Source organism: Rhodococcus sp. P4_B6, assembly GCF_056402215.1.
On record NZ_JBFUHV010000077.1, the window covers coordinates 1 to 12550 of the forward strand.

The 12550-nt window shown below is 65.8% G+C and carries 15 protein-coding genes; 7 read left to right on the plus strand and 8 right to left on the minus strand.

All coding sequences use genetic code 11. The annotated features are described in order from the left end of the window. Positions 1–564 (plus strand): DUF2252 family protein (locus tag AC1DWT_RS29310; RefSeq protein WP_477923289.1); only part of this gene is annotated, 564 nt, incomplete at its 5' end. 442 nt (positions 565–1006) lie between these two features. Then, positions 1007–1783 carry a VOC family protein gene (locus AC1DWT_RS29315; RefSeq protein ID WP_206012439.1) on the plus strand — a complete coding sequence of 259 codons (777 nt, stop codon included), beginning with the start codon at positions 1007–1009 and terminating at the stop codon, positions 1781–1783. A gap of 124 nt (positions 1784–1907) precedes the next feature. Here the strand turns inward: AC1DWT_RS29315 and AC1DWT_RS29320 are convergent, their stop codons facing one another. Further along, positions 1908–2105 (minus strand): hypothetical protein, encoded by a 198-nt coding sequence (locus AC1DWT_RS29320; protein WP_477923291.1) that lies wholly within the window; start codon positions 2103–2105, stop codon positions 1908–1910. A gap of 370 nt (positions 2106–2475) precedes the next feature. On the opposite strand from AC1DWT_RS29320, the gene AC1DWT_RS29325 reads away from it, so the two are divergent. The 3 genes from AC1DWT_RS29325 to AC1DWT_RS29335 all read left to right on the plus strand — a co-directional run bounded on the left by AC1DWT_RS29325 (position 2476) and on the right by AC1DWT_RS29335 (position 3773). Then, positions 2476–2958: a cupin domain-containing protein gene (locus AC1DWT_RS29325; RefSeq protein ID WP_072943200.1), complete on the plus strand. Its 483-nt coding sequence runs from the start codon at positions 2476–2478 to the stop codon at positions 2956–2958. A 66-nt stretch (positions 2959–3024) separates the two neighbouring features. Beyond that, a complete protein-coding gene (locus AC1DWT_RS29330; protein ID WP_072943202.1) occupies positions 3025–3225 on the plus strand; it encodes a hypothetical protein in 201 nt (66 codons plus the stop codon). A 386-nt stretch (positions 3226–3611) separates the two neighbouring features. Continuing rightward, a complete protein-coding gene (locus tag AC1DWT_RS29335) occupies positions 3612–3773 on the plus strand; it encodes a hypothetical protein (protein ID WP_206012438.1) in 162 nt (53 codons plus the stop codon). A 225-nt stretch (positions 3774–3998) separates the two neighbouring features. Here the strand turns inward: AC1DWT_RS29335 and AC1DWT_RS29340 are convergent, their stop codons facing one another. Beyond that, complete coding sequence (locus tag AC1DWT_RS29340) at positions 3999–5249, minus strand: M16 family metallopeptidase (RefSeq protein ID WP_072943204.1); 1251 nt, start codon at positions 5247–5249, stop codon at positions 3999–4001. 95 nt (positions 5250–5344) lie between these two features. On the opposite strand from AC1DWT_RS29340, the gene AC1DWT_RS29345 reads away from it, so the two are divergent. Continuing rightward, complete coding sequence (locus AC1DWT_RS29345; protein WP_259375755.1) at positions 5345–5479, plus strand: hypothetical protein; 135 nt, start codon at positions 5345–5347, stop codon at positions 5477–5479. Between the two features lie 183 nt (positions 5480–5662). Here AC1DWT_RS29345 and AC1DWT_RS29350 read toward each other — a convergent pair whose 3' ends face one another. The 5 genes from AC1DWT_RS29350 to AC1DWT_RS29370 all read right to left on the minus strand — a co-directional run bounded on the left by AC1DWT_RS29350 (position 5663) and on the right by AC1DWT_RS29370 (position 9028). After that, on the minus strand, positions 5663–6862 hold the full coding sequence (locus tag AC1DWT_RS29350; protein ID WP_072943206.1) for a Fic family protein: 1200 nt from the start codon (positions 6860–6862) through the stop codon (positions 5663–5665). Positions 6863–7380: 518 nt separating this feature from the next. After that, complete coding sequence (locus tag AC1DWT_RS29355; RefSeq protein ID WP_241031241.1) at positions 7381–7626, minus strand: hypothetical protein; 246 nt, start codon at positions 7624–7626, stop codon at positions 7381–7383. Beyond that, positions 7623–7937, minus strand: coding sequence for a hypothetical protein (locus tag AC1DWT_RS29360; RefSeq protein WP_241031240.1), 315 nt, complete (start codon positions 7935–7937; stop codon positions 7623–7625). Before AC1DWT_RS29360 ends, AC1DWT_RS29355 begins: the two co-directional genes overlap by 4 nt. Continuing rightward, on the minus strand, positions 7834–8580 hold the full coding sequence (locus tag AC1DWT_RS29365; RefSeq protein WP_477923309.1) for a PucR family transcriptional regulator: 747 nt from the start codon (positions 8578–8580) through the stop codon (positions 7834–7836). The genes AC1DWT_RS29360 and AC1DWT_RS29365 overlap by 104 nt, the downstream gene beginning before the upstream one ends. Positions 8581–8623: 43 nt before the next feature. Next, positions 8624–9028 (minus strand): hypothetical protein, encoded by a 405-nt coding sequence (locus AC1DWT_RS29370; RefSeq protein WP_072943209.1) that lies wholly within the window; start codon positions 9026–9028, stop codon positions 8624–8626. Positions 9029–9450: 422 nt separating this feature from the next. On the opposite strand from AC1DWT_RS29370, the gene AC1DWT_RS29375 reads away from it, so the two are divergent. Beyond that, on the plus strand, positions 9451–10650 hold the full coding sequence (locus AC1DWT_RS29375; protein ID WP_095863952.1) for a TetR/AcrR family transcriptional regulator: 1200 nt from the start codon (positions 9451–9453) through the stop codon (positions 10648–10650). A 55-nt stretch (positions 10651–10705) separates the two neighbouring features. On the opposite strand, the gene AC1DWT_RS29380 is transcribed toward AC1DWT_RS29375, so the two are convergent. Beyond that, positions 10706–12526, minus strand: a complete 1821-nt coding sequence (locus tag AC1DWT_RS29380; RefSeq protein WP_072943213.1) for an AMP-dependent synthetase/ligase — start codon at positions 12524–12526, stop codon at positions 10706–10708. Positions 12527–12550: the final 24 nt, after the last annotated feature.

Genomic DNA, 12550 nt, shown 5'->3' on the forward strand with positions numbered 1-12550 from the left:
CGACTGCTCAGTGGCTACACCGTCGTCGACGTCGCGCACAAAGTGGTCGGCGTGGGCAGCGTCGGACTGCGTGCCTACGTCGTGCTGTGCGAAGGGAGCAGTGCCGACGACGTGCTGTTCCTGCAGCTCAAGCAGGCGCGTCGATCCGTCGTGGCGCGCTTCGTACACGGCGAGTCTGCCTGGCATGACCACCAGGGTCGGCGCGTGGTCGAGTATCAGCAGGCCCTGCAGACCGTCAGCGATCCGTTGCTTGGCTGGACCACGGTGGAGGGCCGGCAGTACTACGTGCGGCAGTTCCGGAACATGAAGGGCGCGGTCCCGATCGACAACCTCAGCGCGGCAGCGCTGACCGACTACGCCGGCATCTGCGGGCGCCTGCTCGCGAAGGGCCACGCGCGGACCAGTGGTGCGTCGATGATCGGCGGTTACGTCGGAAAGTCGGACACGCTCGACGTCGCACTGAGCCGGTTCGCGCACGCCTACGCGGATCAAACTGAACGCGACCACGCCACTTTGGTCGATGCGGTGAAGCGGGGGAAGGTGCCGTGTGAGCCGCCGACGTGAATCGGTGTGTATCTGTCGTCCGGCTTCGCGGCGACCACACGTCACTGCTTCTTCGCGTACCTGACCGTCGCCGCTACCTGCTAGGGCAAGGAGGCCCGCGGGAACCAACGGCAACCCGCGTGGTCCGCGCCCGCCAGAAACCCGATGAACATCGTGCCCATCGGGTCGGTCGGGTCGTACACCTTGCCATCAATGTTGAGGGCTACGTTGCGCTCGACGAGAGGAACGTCTGATTGCGTTTGGTGTGCCCCCTCGAGGCGACAGGCTTCGGGTCCGAGCTCGAACTCGAAGTCAGCGGATGCCTCCTGGTGCGACGGCACGATGTAGGACCGTCACAGCGGCCTTATGCCGGGCAGGGCGGCGACTCCTCCGATGGCTCTGCCGTCGAATGTCGGTGCCGCAGGCTAGCGTCGAGTGGGTATCCGACAGCTGAGGAGCAGCGATGAGCGCGGTCACGACGAATCAACCACTCGGTACCCCGACGTGGATCGACCTGGGCATCCCGGATCTCGACCGGGCGATGGCCTTCTACGGGTCGGTCTTCGGCTGGGAGTTCGACGTCGGTCCCGAAGAGTACGGGCGGTACACGATGTGTCTGCTCGGCGGCAAGAAGGTCGCCGCGCTGATGCCGAATCCCGACGAGAACGCCACCGAGTTCTGGTGGAACGTCTACCTGGCGACGGACGATCTCGATGCGACGGTTGCTCGGTCCGCAGCCGCGGGTGGCACGTTACTGATGGAGCCGATGGACATCGCCGACCAGGGTCGGATGTCGATGGTGCGGGATCCGGCCGGTGCGCAGTTCGGCCTGTGGCAGGGGCGGGCGCACGTCGGCTGCGAGCTCGTGAACGAGCCGAACACGTTGTTGCGCAACGACTTGGTGACCCCGAATCCCGGTCCGGCGCGGGAGTTCTACGCGGCGGTGTTCGACTTCACGCTGGACGGGAACGCCGACCTGCCCGGCATGGACTTCACCTTTCTGCGTAGGCCGGACGGGCACGAGATCGGTGGCATCGTGGGCGATGCGGCCGCCTCGGAGTCTTCCTGGGGCACGCTCTTCCAGGTGGCCGATACCGACGCGGCCGTCGCCGCGGCCCGGGCCCGCGGGGGTACCGCGGACGACCCGACGGACATGGTGTACGGGCGGACCGCGGATGTCACCGATCCGTTCGGGGCGAAGTTCACGGTGGGTTCTCCGCTGCCGGGTGGGCAGGGGTAGAGGAGTCTCGGGGAGGAAGTAGCTATCCGGATTTCAGGACGTCCGCGACGAGAGATGTCCGCAATCCGCCCCGGCTGAGCGGTGGTGACGCTGAGTTGTCACCGGGTTGCTGTCGGTCGATAGATCACGGTCGGTCGTGATCGTCGGTGCCCACGTCTTGTTCGTCCGGGTCTGCGACCGTGAGGACGGCGTCGACGATGTGCGGGTTGCGTTCGAGTGATCGGTCGATGAGTGGGTTGACGATGCCCCGAAGCGCCGAGATCGGCTGCCACCGCCGAGGAACCATGATGCGCGCCAATCGGTCCTCAATTCCGGTGACCACCCGGTCGGCGACGACTTCTGATCCGATTGCGGAGCGAGGAACTTGGGATAGAGCTGTTCGCGCATCGCGGTGATCAGATCGTTGTCATCGAACGCGGCGCGGGCGATGGGCACGGCATCGCCGAGGAAACCATCCCGCCGACATCGACTCGACGATGGCGACAACCGCGCTCTGGGCGGCACGGAACGGATTCCTCGCCCTCCAGTGCGCGCGGATCGACTCCGAGCCGACGACACACAGATCCACGCACTCGTAGACGCCATGACCGGGATAGTCCTCAACGGGCTCACCCCAACCCGCCCGTCGAATGGGGTGAAGGCTTGTTCCAGGGCCGGGGGCGCGGCAGGATCGGAAGGGAGGACCGAAAGCCATGAACAGCGAGACCCCCGACTGGCGCAGCAACGGGGTACGAGTTATCCCGCCCGATTCGCTCGACCCCAACACACCACAGACTCCGGGCATGCACCGGGCCGCTGCCATCACCCACGACCGAGCCGGCGCCGACAAGATCTGGGCGGGCACGGTCACGATCCGTCCCGGCGCCCGCACCGGCGCCCACCACCACGGTGAGCTGGAGAGCGTGATCTACGTCGTCCGCGGTCGGGCCGCAATGCGGTGGGGCGAGCGCTTGGAGTACACCGCGGAGGTCGGGCCCGGCGGGTTCATCTTCGTGCCGCCCTACGTGCCGCACCAGGAGATCAACGCCCTCGACGACGAGCCGTTGGAGTGTGTGGTGGCGCGCAGCGGCCAGGAACCGGTGGTGGTAAACCTGAACATCGAGGGCGTGCCCGACCCCGAGCATGTGCCCTGGATCGACCCCGTCCACCCGGCGCCGGGTAACTCCGTCACGTAAGCCCCTCGGTAAGTTCTGGGTCCGCATCGGTCGTTCGGTCGGTTCGACTAGGCGGACAATCGCCTGGTGCGACGCCCGCCGCACCTGCGCGTCCTCGTGAAGATCGCCGGATCCTGCCCGGGTGAACGCGTCGATCTGGCCGGGGCAAGGTCCTGCTTGCTCGTCGACACCGGACGTTATCCCAACTCCATATCCGAGAAGCGCGTGGACAACGCTCGCGCAGCCGTGCTGTACCTCGGCGGTGTGGTGCGATCGCTGCCGCGATGACTGCGACCGTGTTGCGGACCTCGGGGCTGCCGCAGGTCGTGGTGCCACCGTCGGCGCGGTCTGTCTCGCCGTGGCGACGTTTGTCGCGGCTACGCCCGCGGAGTTCCTTCTTCGCAGCGGCGGCCAAGGTTGCCGAGATCCGCCGCCAGCAGTCGAGTGCGGATGTGGAGGCCGACCTGACGAAACTTCCGCCATCCACCAGGACCGACCCCGTCCGCAAATTCTGCCGCACGACCGGTGAAAGTGTTCCAAAACCTGGACGAGCAGCGGTAATGGGAAGCCGACATCACAGAAACTTGAAGCTCACTCGACGTCGGATTCGTTTCACATCACTCCCGCGAAAGCAGCGTGATGGTGGACTTCGGAGAGGTGTCCACATAATCGAGGTGGAGGGCGACACCGAAGCCGTCGAAAAGTTGATGACGGCTGGCCGGCACCAGTTCCGCTACATCGCAAAACGACTGCTCGACGACCACGCGGAGAAGGCCGAACGCGCCGCCCAGCCCTACCTCGACAAGGGATACACGATCCTCGCGGAAGAACCCTGATCCGGAACAGATGTCCTGTTCGCCGACCTGGTCGCCGCCGACGGCAGCGGAATCACCGCCGCCCGCACCGAGATCGACCTCGCCCAGTGGGCGGTGTGGCTGAGCAAGGACGGACGTTACTTCGGCAGAAAGGTGTTTTTCCTATTTCTGGTCTGGGCAGAGCAGGGTCGGAGTGGTGGCCCACACGGTTCTCGTTTCGGCCCGATCTCCACGCCGCTGCGCAGCTCAGAATTCCTCAGCGTCGTGCGGACCGAGGCAGGCAACCGACGGCTTGTCCGGATCGATGGCACTCGCGATGTCGTGTACGTCATCGATGGTGACCGCGTCCAGTTCGGCGATGAGGGCGTCCGGATCAAGATCGCCATGATGGACGATCGCCTGGTGTGCCGTGTGCAGCGCCACTGTGTAGGTGTCCTCGAACGCCAGCACCCGACGCCCGGCAGCGACCGCGCGTGCTCGTGCGACTTCCTCATCGGTTGGTCCCTGGGCACACAGTTCGGCGACGATCTCGCGCATTCGCGTGTACGCCTCGACACAATTCGCGGACGCGAGGCCGGCGGCGAGGTTCAGCACCCCAACGTCGGCACACTCGCGGATGCCCGCAGAAATCGAGTAGCACAGCCCCCGCTGTTCGCGGATCTCGTCGTTGAATCTGGAGCTCGGTGAGCCGCCGAGAATGATCGCGCAGATCCTCGCCGCGGCCCGTGCCTTGGCATCAGTGACGTCGTAGTCGAGGCGGTAACTCATTCGCAAATGCGACTGATTGGTGTCGCGTCGCTCGACCAGCGTTCGCGGCAGAAAGTCGGGTGCCGATTCGTATGGCTCCGGCTCTTCGAGCGTGGGGAACCGCTCGAACAGGTCGGATATTTCGCCATCGTCGGAAACGTGGTCGATATTGCCAATGATGAATGCGCCGCCGCGACACCCAGCCCAGCGGCGTTGCCGGAACGATAGAAGCGCCGCACGCGTGAAGGTGGGCAGGTGTTCTACTCGGCCGAGGACGGGACGGCCGAGCGGGTGGTCGCCGAAAGTTGCGAGAGCGCTCATTCGACTCGCAACGTAGGCAGGCTGGTCGAGGTAGCGGGCGATCTCCTGGGCGACCACACCGCGCTCCATGTCGAGATGGTTTTCGTCGAGCCGAGGTCGAGCGACGAAGTCGGTCACCAGGTCGATGGCCTGCGGTGCCGCCTCCGCGCGAACTGTGATGTGAAACGCGACCAGGTCGTGGGAAGTCGCTGCGTTCGTCCGAGCGCCCAACTGCTCCGCGGTGCGGTTGATGGTGCGGTGATCTTCGTATTTCTCGCCGCCCTTGAACACCACGTGCTCGAGGAAATGTGCCATTCCATTCTCATCCCGCCGCTCGGCGCGTGCGCCCGCGTCGAAGGCGATCAGGATGGTGGTTGCCCGCGTGCCATCGACGCGAATCCGATGCAGGGGTAGGCCGTTGTCGAGAGTCTCGGAGACAATTCGAGCCATCCGTAGCAGTCTAGGCACTCGGGATCGACCCCGCCGGGGCATTGGTCACCTTCGGGGATGCTGCCACCACACGGCCCCAGCAGAAAGGTCCACCCATGGCCGTGGCAGCACTCATCGTGATCGGGGCGCTACTGATCTGGGTCTTCGGATCCATTACCGAAGAGCCGGATGATCGGGAAACCATCAAGTCCGGTTCGGCCGACCCATCTGCCTGGCTCACCGGCTACTGACGTATGACCATCCGCTGCGAGCGCTATGGCGAACACTTCGCCGGATTCTTCAACTCGCCGCCGCACTCACCTGCTACAAGAAGCTCTACACATGAGACACACTCTCAGGGGATCGTGTATTGGATCGGCGTAGTAGTGTGGCGGTGCCCTGATTCCACTGTCGGGAGTGAGAACCCACCGCATTCATCCTCGGCGTCGTTTGGCGCGGGCGGCGAATTCGTCGAGGACACGGACGACGTCCTTGGCTTGCCAGATCCGGTTGCGTCGTCCGTCGGTGATTTGGGTGAGTATTCCGGCGTCGACCAGGCGGTCGATCGCGATTTGCGCGTTGGCGCCGGTGACCCCCAGCGTGGAGGTGACGAGTTTGCTCTCGACGACCGGTTGGCGAAGGAGGAGGTCGGCGAGGCGGTGTACCGCCGCGTCTCGTCGCGCCGTCACCCGGGTGCGCCAGTCGGCTCGAACCGTTTCCAGGTCTCGGACGAGGGTGCGGCCGTTGGCGATGGCGGCGAATGATGCTTCCGCGATCGACCGCATGATCGGCTCGAGGTTGCCCGACCGGTAGTCGTCGAGGGCTTGGAAATAGGTGGCGGTGTCGTGCAGGAGGCCCGCGGACACCGGTACGGCGACGCTGCGGGTGAGCTGTCCGCCGCGCAGCATCGCCTGGATCAGGGCGCGACCGACGCGCCCGTTGCCGTCAGGGAACGGGTGAATGGTTTCGAACTGTGCGTGTGCGACCGCTATCTGGGCGACCACGGGTACGTCGACGCGGTTGGCGAAGGCGGTCAGGTCGTCGATCAGTTCGGGAACGCGGTCGTGGTGTGGGGGGACGAATTGCGCGGTGTGTGGGCCGAGGCTTCCGCCGCCGATCCAGACCTGCTGTTGCCGCCATCGGCCGGCGATGTTCGGGTCGCCGTGTTCGAGCAGTGCCCGGTGCATCTGCAGGATCGCGTCGGCGTCGATGCGGTCGGACAACTCCAATGCGGCCTGCATGGCCCGGACGTTTCCGACGATCAGGCGGGCGTTGCGGGAGGCGTACTCGCCGAGTTCCGCCAGCGCGATCTGGCGTGCCCCGCTGGTGAGGTTCTCGATCTCTGAGCTCGATGCACTCTCGGTGCGCAGCAGAATGGATGCGAACGGGGCGGTGATGTGGCCGACCTCGGCGTCGAAGCGGGTGAGTTCGGTCGCCGCTTCCTCCGTCAGTGCCTGCAGTTCGCCGTTCAGTGAGATGGTCCGGTTCGCGATGAATGGCGGTACCGCCGCGCGGTAGGGTCCGGAGGTGAGGCGACGTTCGCGTCGAGATCCGTAGTTGCCGGTGGTGCTGACCCAGGGATGCTCCTCGTGGGCGACGGGCGGCCACCGCTGTCCGTCATCAACCGATGTCATACCCGGACCATACTATTGGTTAGTAATTTATCCAATGGTATGGGCGGTGTACTCGGTGAGAAACGGATCATGATGAACAGAGGGGATCCGTGCGCCGGTGATTCGGGACTTCGTTCCTGATTCGACGATCCGGTGGTCGATCTGCGAGATGGACCGACATCGCGGGTGGACCATTGGCCCGGTGGCCAGTGGTCCACTCCCTGGACCGGAAGCACCCCGGATCGACGCCGACTCGACCAGGACGGTCGCATCCTCCGCCGCGAAAACTCATCGCGTGCGCGGTAGCCGGTGGGGGGCGCGCTGATCCGCCTCGGGCGAGGGTTGCGGAGGCGGTGATGACCGACGGAGCGGGCCGGCTGAATCAAGCAGAGGGGGTGTGCCCGGTGGGGGAGCCGTCACTGGCGTGTGGCCGCTGCTGCATTCCCGTGCTGATCAGCGTCGATCGATCCGGTGACCGTGGTTGCGGGTACACTACCTCGCTCAGTGTCGCGCCGGGGCTGTGTGCGCGCGTGCTGGGTTCACAATGCCCATTGGGTTCGTCCGGCGGTCATGGATCTGAGTTCGGTTGTGCGAGTGGTGTCGTCGAGGGCGGCACGGGATTCGGCGACCGCCCACGCATAGATGCCTTTGGCGGCGTTGGGGCTTGCCCAGATGAAGAAGTCACCGCAACAGAGAATTCCGCGGTCCGGTATCCATGCGATGGCGGCGTCGTCGGTCTCGCCGCGGGCATGGTGCAGTTCCATCCGCAGCTCACCGATGTTCACGGTGGTGCGGTCGGAAAGGTGCAGTCGGGGTGTCGGTACTCGGCGGGCCATTGCAGGGTGGGAGCTTGGAACTGGCGTTGGTTGATCACCGCGTTGTAGCCGCGGGTCTGCTGGTAGCGGTTGAGGTCTCCGGTGTCGTAGAGGACGATTCCGTCGCTGGTGGGAAAGGCGTAGACGTTGCCGAATGCGGGCCACATGTAGACGCCGTCACCGACGAGATGTAGCCCGTCCTTGCGTAGGTCGCCGCGGTGGTAGGCGGCGGTATCGGCTTCGCTCCACGCCTTGTCGGCGTAGTCGATGATGTTGGTCACGAGGCTTCTCCTCGTTGTCGAGACGACCAGCGATGTGGTGGTCGTCTGTCCCATTGTTCGTCGACGGGGTGTCGGCGGCAATCGTTCTAATGCACAGCAATTCGACCGAAGGCTGTGACCGTGTCATAGTTCGGTGGGTCCGGGAACCCGTGTCCACCACGGCGGTGTCGGCTCCGGCTCCGGCCCGGTTTTCGGCGTGCGGCACGGCGCATCTGGCGATGTTCAGGGCGTGGGCTGCGACGGCGATGGTGAGCAGCTCGGTGGTGACGCGGACGTCGAGTCCGGTGAGCTCGTGTACCCGTGTGAGTCGGTTGTCGACGGTGTTCGGGTGCACGAACAACGCGTGTGCGGTGCTTCGCCGATCGAGGTTGTGTGCCAGATACGCCCGCAGGGTGTCGATCAATTCTGGACGGTGCTGCATGGCTCGGCAGCGGTGGAGTAGAACCGGGAGGGACGAGCTGGGGGGTTGCCCCCTGATCTGCGGGGCCGGTGAATCTTCGCCCGGTATCACGCCGATGTGCAGGAGCGCGATGACCGGACGCGCGGGTACCTGACCGTGGTCGTCGAATGGCGGCTGCTCTCCGCGCAGCAGGGCGTCGATGATGCGAGCGTGGTCGTTGCCCTGTGTGGCGAGCAGGTCCATCGTGTGGAGTTCGTACGCCGCGATCACTTCACGCAGGATGCAGTCATAGGTGTGGCGGATGCGGGTAAGGGCAAGGCGGAGACCCGGGGTGGCCGGCACCGATGGTGGTGTGCAGTTCCTCGGCGAGGACGTCGAATCCGATTTGCCAGCAGCGCATGTACTCGCGCAGCGGCAGTCCTTCGGCGACTCGCTCGGTGCCGCGCTCGATGACTTCTCGGAGCGATCCGGGGATATCGAGCGAGTCTTCGAGTGCCGATCGTAGACACACGGTCAGCAGCGTGTGGATGGTGTGCACGCTCTCGCGGTGCAGATATTCAGGTATGCCGGTTTCGGCGTATCGTGCGGTTCCCTCGATGTAGCGATCGATCGCAGCGCGCGCCATGCCGGGGACTCTGGTCCTCAGGTCGGTGATGGGTCGTGCGAGGGTGCTGGTCGTTGCGGCGGTCATGTCCGGTCCTTGCCCTTCGGTGTGATGTCGCGCAGCGCGGTCACGACTTTTCGTGCAGTCCGTGGTGGTCGGGGGCGGCGGCCGGATACCCTTCACAGCGGCTCTCCCGAGCTGCCGGGTCAGGCGTGCTGATTCGCGTTTCCCTATATTCTCGTTAACTTCGTAGTTCGGTCCGCCAGTGTGGTGGACTGCCCGAACTGGTCGACCGCCAGTTGTAAGCATGGGTAGATGATCGTTGCGTTTCGTGATGCCGGGGTGTGGGGGCCCCGTCCGTAATGCGAGGTCAAACCGAACAGCTGCTAACATGCTGGTGGAGGGTGCGGACGTGTCCGGCGGCGGTGGAAGTGGTTACCGATGGATGGGATACCGGTTGCCCGTTGGTCGAGCGCGGAGCCCGGAGACCTGAAGGAGAGGAGCGGATCATGACCGAGACTGTCGTGCAGCGCCGCCCGCGCAATCGCAAGCAGCTCATCATTGCCGCTGCGGCGAGACAGTTCGAGCGGCGTGGTTTCCATGATGCCGCGATCGCGGACATCGCTGCTGACGTCGGAATCACCGGCCCGGCACTGTATCGGCACTTCCGGGGCAAGCAGGATCTGCTCGCCGCTGCGGTCGAGTTCGAGATCGAGCAGCTCGAGGCGACCTACGGGGGACCGCGCCACGCACTCGGGGAGATGCTCGAGGACGCTGTCGCGACGGCGCTGCGCCAGGGCCGTGCAAGCGCGCTGTGGGAACGAAACCAGGCCTACCTGGATCCGCCGGGGCGGGACACACTGCGCGAGCGCTACGAGCGGGCTCTCCGTCCGCTGCATGAGGCGATCGCGGCCGCCCGCCCGGATCTCGAGGAGCCGGCGGTGGCGATGCTGGCGGGTGGCGCGCATGCGGTAGTGAGCAGCAATCCGATGTTCAGCAGGCGCAAACTCGACCACACACGAGCACGCATGTTGATGGTGGAGGCCGCGGCGGCGGTGTGCCGGATCGAGGAGCTGCCCGCGGTCGAACGAGCGATGTCCGCGCGGGATGAGCCGCGCGGTCGCATCATGCCGGCCGCGCGCAGGGAAGCGATCCTCGCGGCCGCGGTGACACTGTTCGCCGAACGGGGCTATCAGGCCGTGGGAATGGACGATATCGGTACCGCGGCGGGAATTACCGGGCCGACTCTCTATCACCATTTCCCCGGGAAGTCCGCGATCCTGGTCACGGTGATCACCCGCTGCCTCGACGCGCTGTACTTCGATGTGTCCGGGGCGCTGTCGGGCACGGACGACTCCGCCGCCGCGCTCGATTCTGCGCTGGCGTCCTTTGTCCGCATCAACGTCGAGCACGGTGACGCGCTCAGCGCGTTGCTGACCGAGGTCGTCAACGTACCGGAGGACGAGCGCGCCCCCATCCGACGCCTGCAGCACGACTACGCCAGTGAATGGGTGGCGCTGCTGACCCGGGTCCGTCCCGACCTCACCGGCCCCGAGGCCGAAGCTCTGTCCCGCACCGCCCAGTCCGTCATCAACCGGATGCGCAGGCAACTGCCCGGGCCACCGGAGGATGTCCGAATCCAATTGTCCAGTCTGGGCGCAGCGGTCCTCGGGTTGCCCGGTCCGTCGGGCACCGAGCAACACCGGTAGGYGGCCCGCCTGATGCGGGCCCGGGCCGCCTACCGGTACGGAGAGCATCGCCGGATCAGGTGCGCTGCCCGGCCGCCGCCGTCGGGGTGTACAGGGCGTCGATCTGGGCGGCGTACTTCTGGTGGACAAGTTTGCGGCGCACCTTGGTGGTCGCGGTGAGTTCCTCCCCATTGGCCTCCCAGAACGTCGGGAGCACGGTGTAGGCGCGCACCTGCTCGACCCGGGAGAGGCGGGCATTGCCGCGCGCGACCCCGTCGGCTATCGCGGCGAGGATCCGGGGGTCGTCGGCAAGTGCTACCGGGCGTCGGTCCTCGATTGCGTGGGTCTCGGCGAAGACGCCGGCCTGGTCCGGATCGAGGATGAGCAGCGCGACGATGTGAGGCCTACCGTCGCCGACCGCGACGACGGATCCGAGCAGCGGGCACTCGAGCTTGATCGCATTCTCGATGTTCGCCGGGGCCAAATTCTTCCCCGAGGAGTTGATGATCATGTCCTTCTTGCGGTCGACGATGGTGACATAGCCGTCGGCGTCGATGGTGGCGACATCTCCGGTGTGCAACCACCCCTCGGCGTCGAGGGCCTCGCCCGTCTTGACCGGATCGTTGCGGTATCCCCGCATCACACCGACGCTGCGCAACAGCAGTTCACCGTCGGGAGCGAGTGCGACCTCGACACCGGGCCGCGGTTGACCGACCGTGCCGATCCGGATTCGATTCGGGTGGTTAGCGATACCGGACGCGGCGCTCTCGGTCAGGCCGTAGACCTCGCACACCGGGACACCGAGCGCGAGGAAGAATTCGAGCGCCTCCGGGGAGATCGGGGCGCCACCGGAGGTGGCGAACCCGAGATGATCGATTCCGAACCGACGGCGTAGCGGCCCGAGCACGGCTCGGTCGGCGACCTCGTGGTCAGCGGCGAGCCGCGCGGGCACGGGTTGCCCGGCGAGTTCGCGCCGAACCTTGTCGAGGCTGACCGACAGCGCCGAGGCGGCTTGGTCACGGACGGGTTGGTCCGATTCGGCGACGGCGGCGTCGATCATCGCCTTGAGCCGATACCAGATCATCGGAACGCCCATGAACGTCGTCGGGTGCACGTCCTGGAAGACCTGCAGAACGGTTCTGCCGTCGCGGACGTCGGTCACGGTGGCACCGCTGGCCATGGGCACGTAGTGGGCGGCGAAGCGGTTGGCGAGGTTGGCGTCGGGAAGGTAGGACAGGACGCGTTCGGTGACGTCGCTGCCGAGGACCTCTTGCTGGTGCGCGACCTTCGCCGCGACGGCGAACAGGACGTTCGCGTGCGTGAGTTCGACGCCCTTCGGCGCTCCGGTGGTGCCGGAGGTGAAGATCAGCGCCAGCAGGTCCTCGCGGCGGACCGCTCGCCAGCGGGCTTCGAAGTCGAAGTCCGAGTCTCCCTGGGCGATGAGGCCGTCCAAGGAGGTCGTGTCGGGGCCGGTGCCGTCGACACACACGATGTGCCCGATCGGATGGACGGCGCCGGCCTGCCGGATCTTGTCGATGAACTGTGCTTCGGTGACGACGATCTGGTTGTGGGCGCTGGCGAAGAGCTGCGCGATCTGTTCCGGGGTGAAGGTGTTGTAGATGGAGAACGCCGTCGCACCCAGGTGCATCACGGCGGTGTCGACGAGGTGGAACTCGGGCCGGTTGGTGAGCATGATCGCCACCGTGTCCCCGCGCCGGACTCCCAGCTTTGCCAGGCCGGCGGCGATCTGCCGCACCTGCTCACCGTAGGCCCGCCAGCTGACGGTCCGGTCGCCCTCGGCGGTGCGGAGAGCGACCTGGTCGGCGCAGGTGGTGACCGTGGCCTGAAAGACTGCGCACAGGCTCTGCGCTTCTTCGACCTGATCCAACGACATCATGGGGGTGTTACCTCTTTCGTCACA

Coding starts and splice junctions, on each gene's coding strand:
- AC1DWT_RS29375 (WP_095863952.1), top strand. CDS start 9,451: ATGACCGAGACTGTCGTGCAGCGCCGCCCGCGCAATCGCAAGCAGCTC.
- AC1DWT_RS29380 (WP_072943213.1), bottom strand. CDS start 12,526: ATGATGTCGTTGGATCAGGTCGAAGAAGCGCAGAGCCTGTGCGCAGTC.
- AC1DWT_RS29315 (WP_206012439.1), top strand. CDS start 1,007: ATGAGCGCGGTCACGACGAATCAACCACTCGGTACCCCGACGTGGATC.
- AC1DWT_RS29370 (WP_072943209.1), bottom strand. CDS start 9,028: ATGACCGCCGCAACGACCAGCACCCTCGCACGACCCATCACCGACCTG.
- AC1DWT_RS29325 (WP_072943200.1), top strand. CDS start 2,476: ATGAACAGCGAGACCCCCGACTGGCGCAGCAACGGGGTACGAGTTATC.
- AC1DWT_RS29340 (WP_072943204.1), bottom strand. CDS start 5,249: ATGGCTCGAATTGTCTCCGAGACTCTCGACAACGGCCTACCCCTGCAT.
- AC1DWT_RS29365 (WP_477923309.1), bottom strand. CDS start 8,580: ATGGACCTGCTCGCCACACAGGGCAACGACCACGCTCGCATCATCGAC.
- AC1DWT_RS29345 (WP_259375755.1), top strand. CDS start 5,345: ATGGCCGTGGCAGCACTCATCGTGATCGGGGCGCTACTGATCTGGGTC.
- AC1DWT_RS29350 (WP_072943206.1), bottom strand. CDS start 6,862: ATGACATCGGTTGATGACGGACAGCGGTGGCCGCCCGTCGCCCACGAG.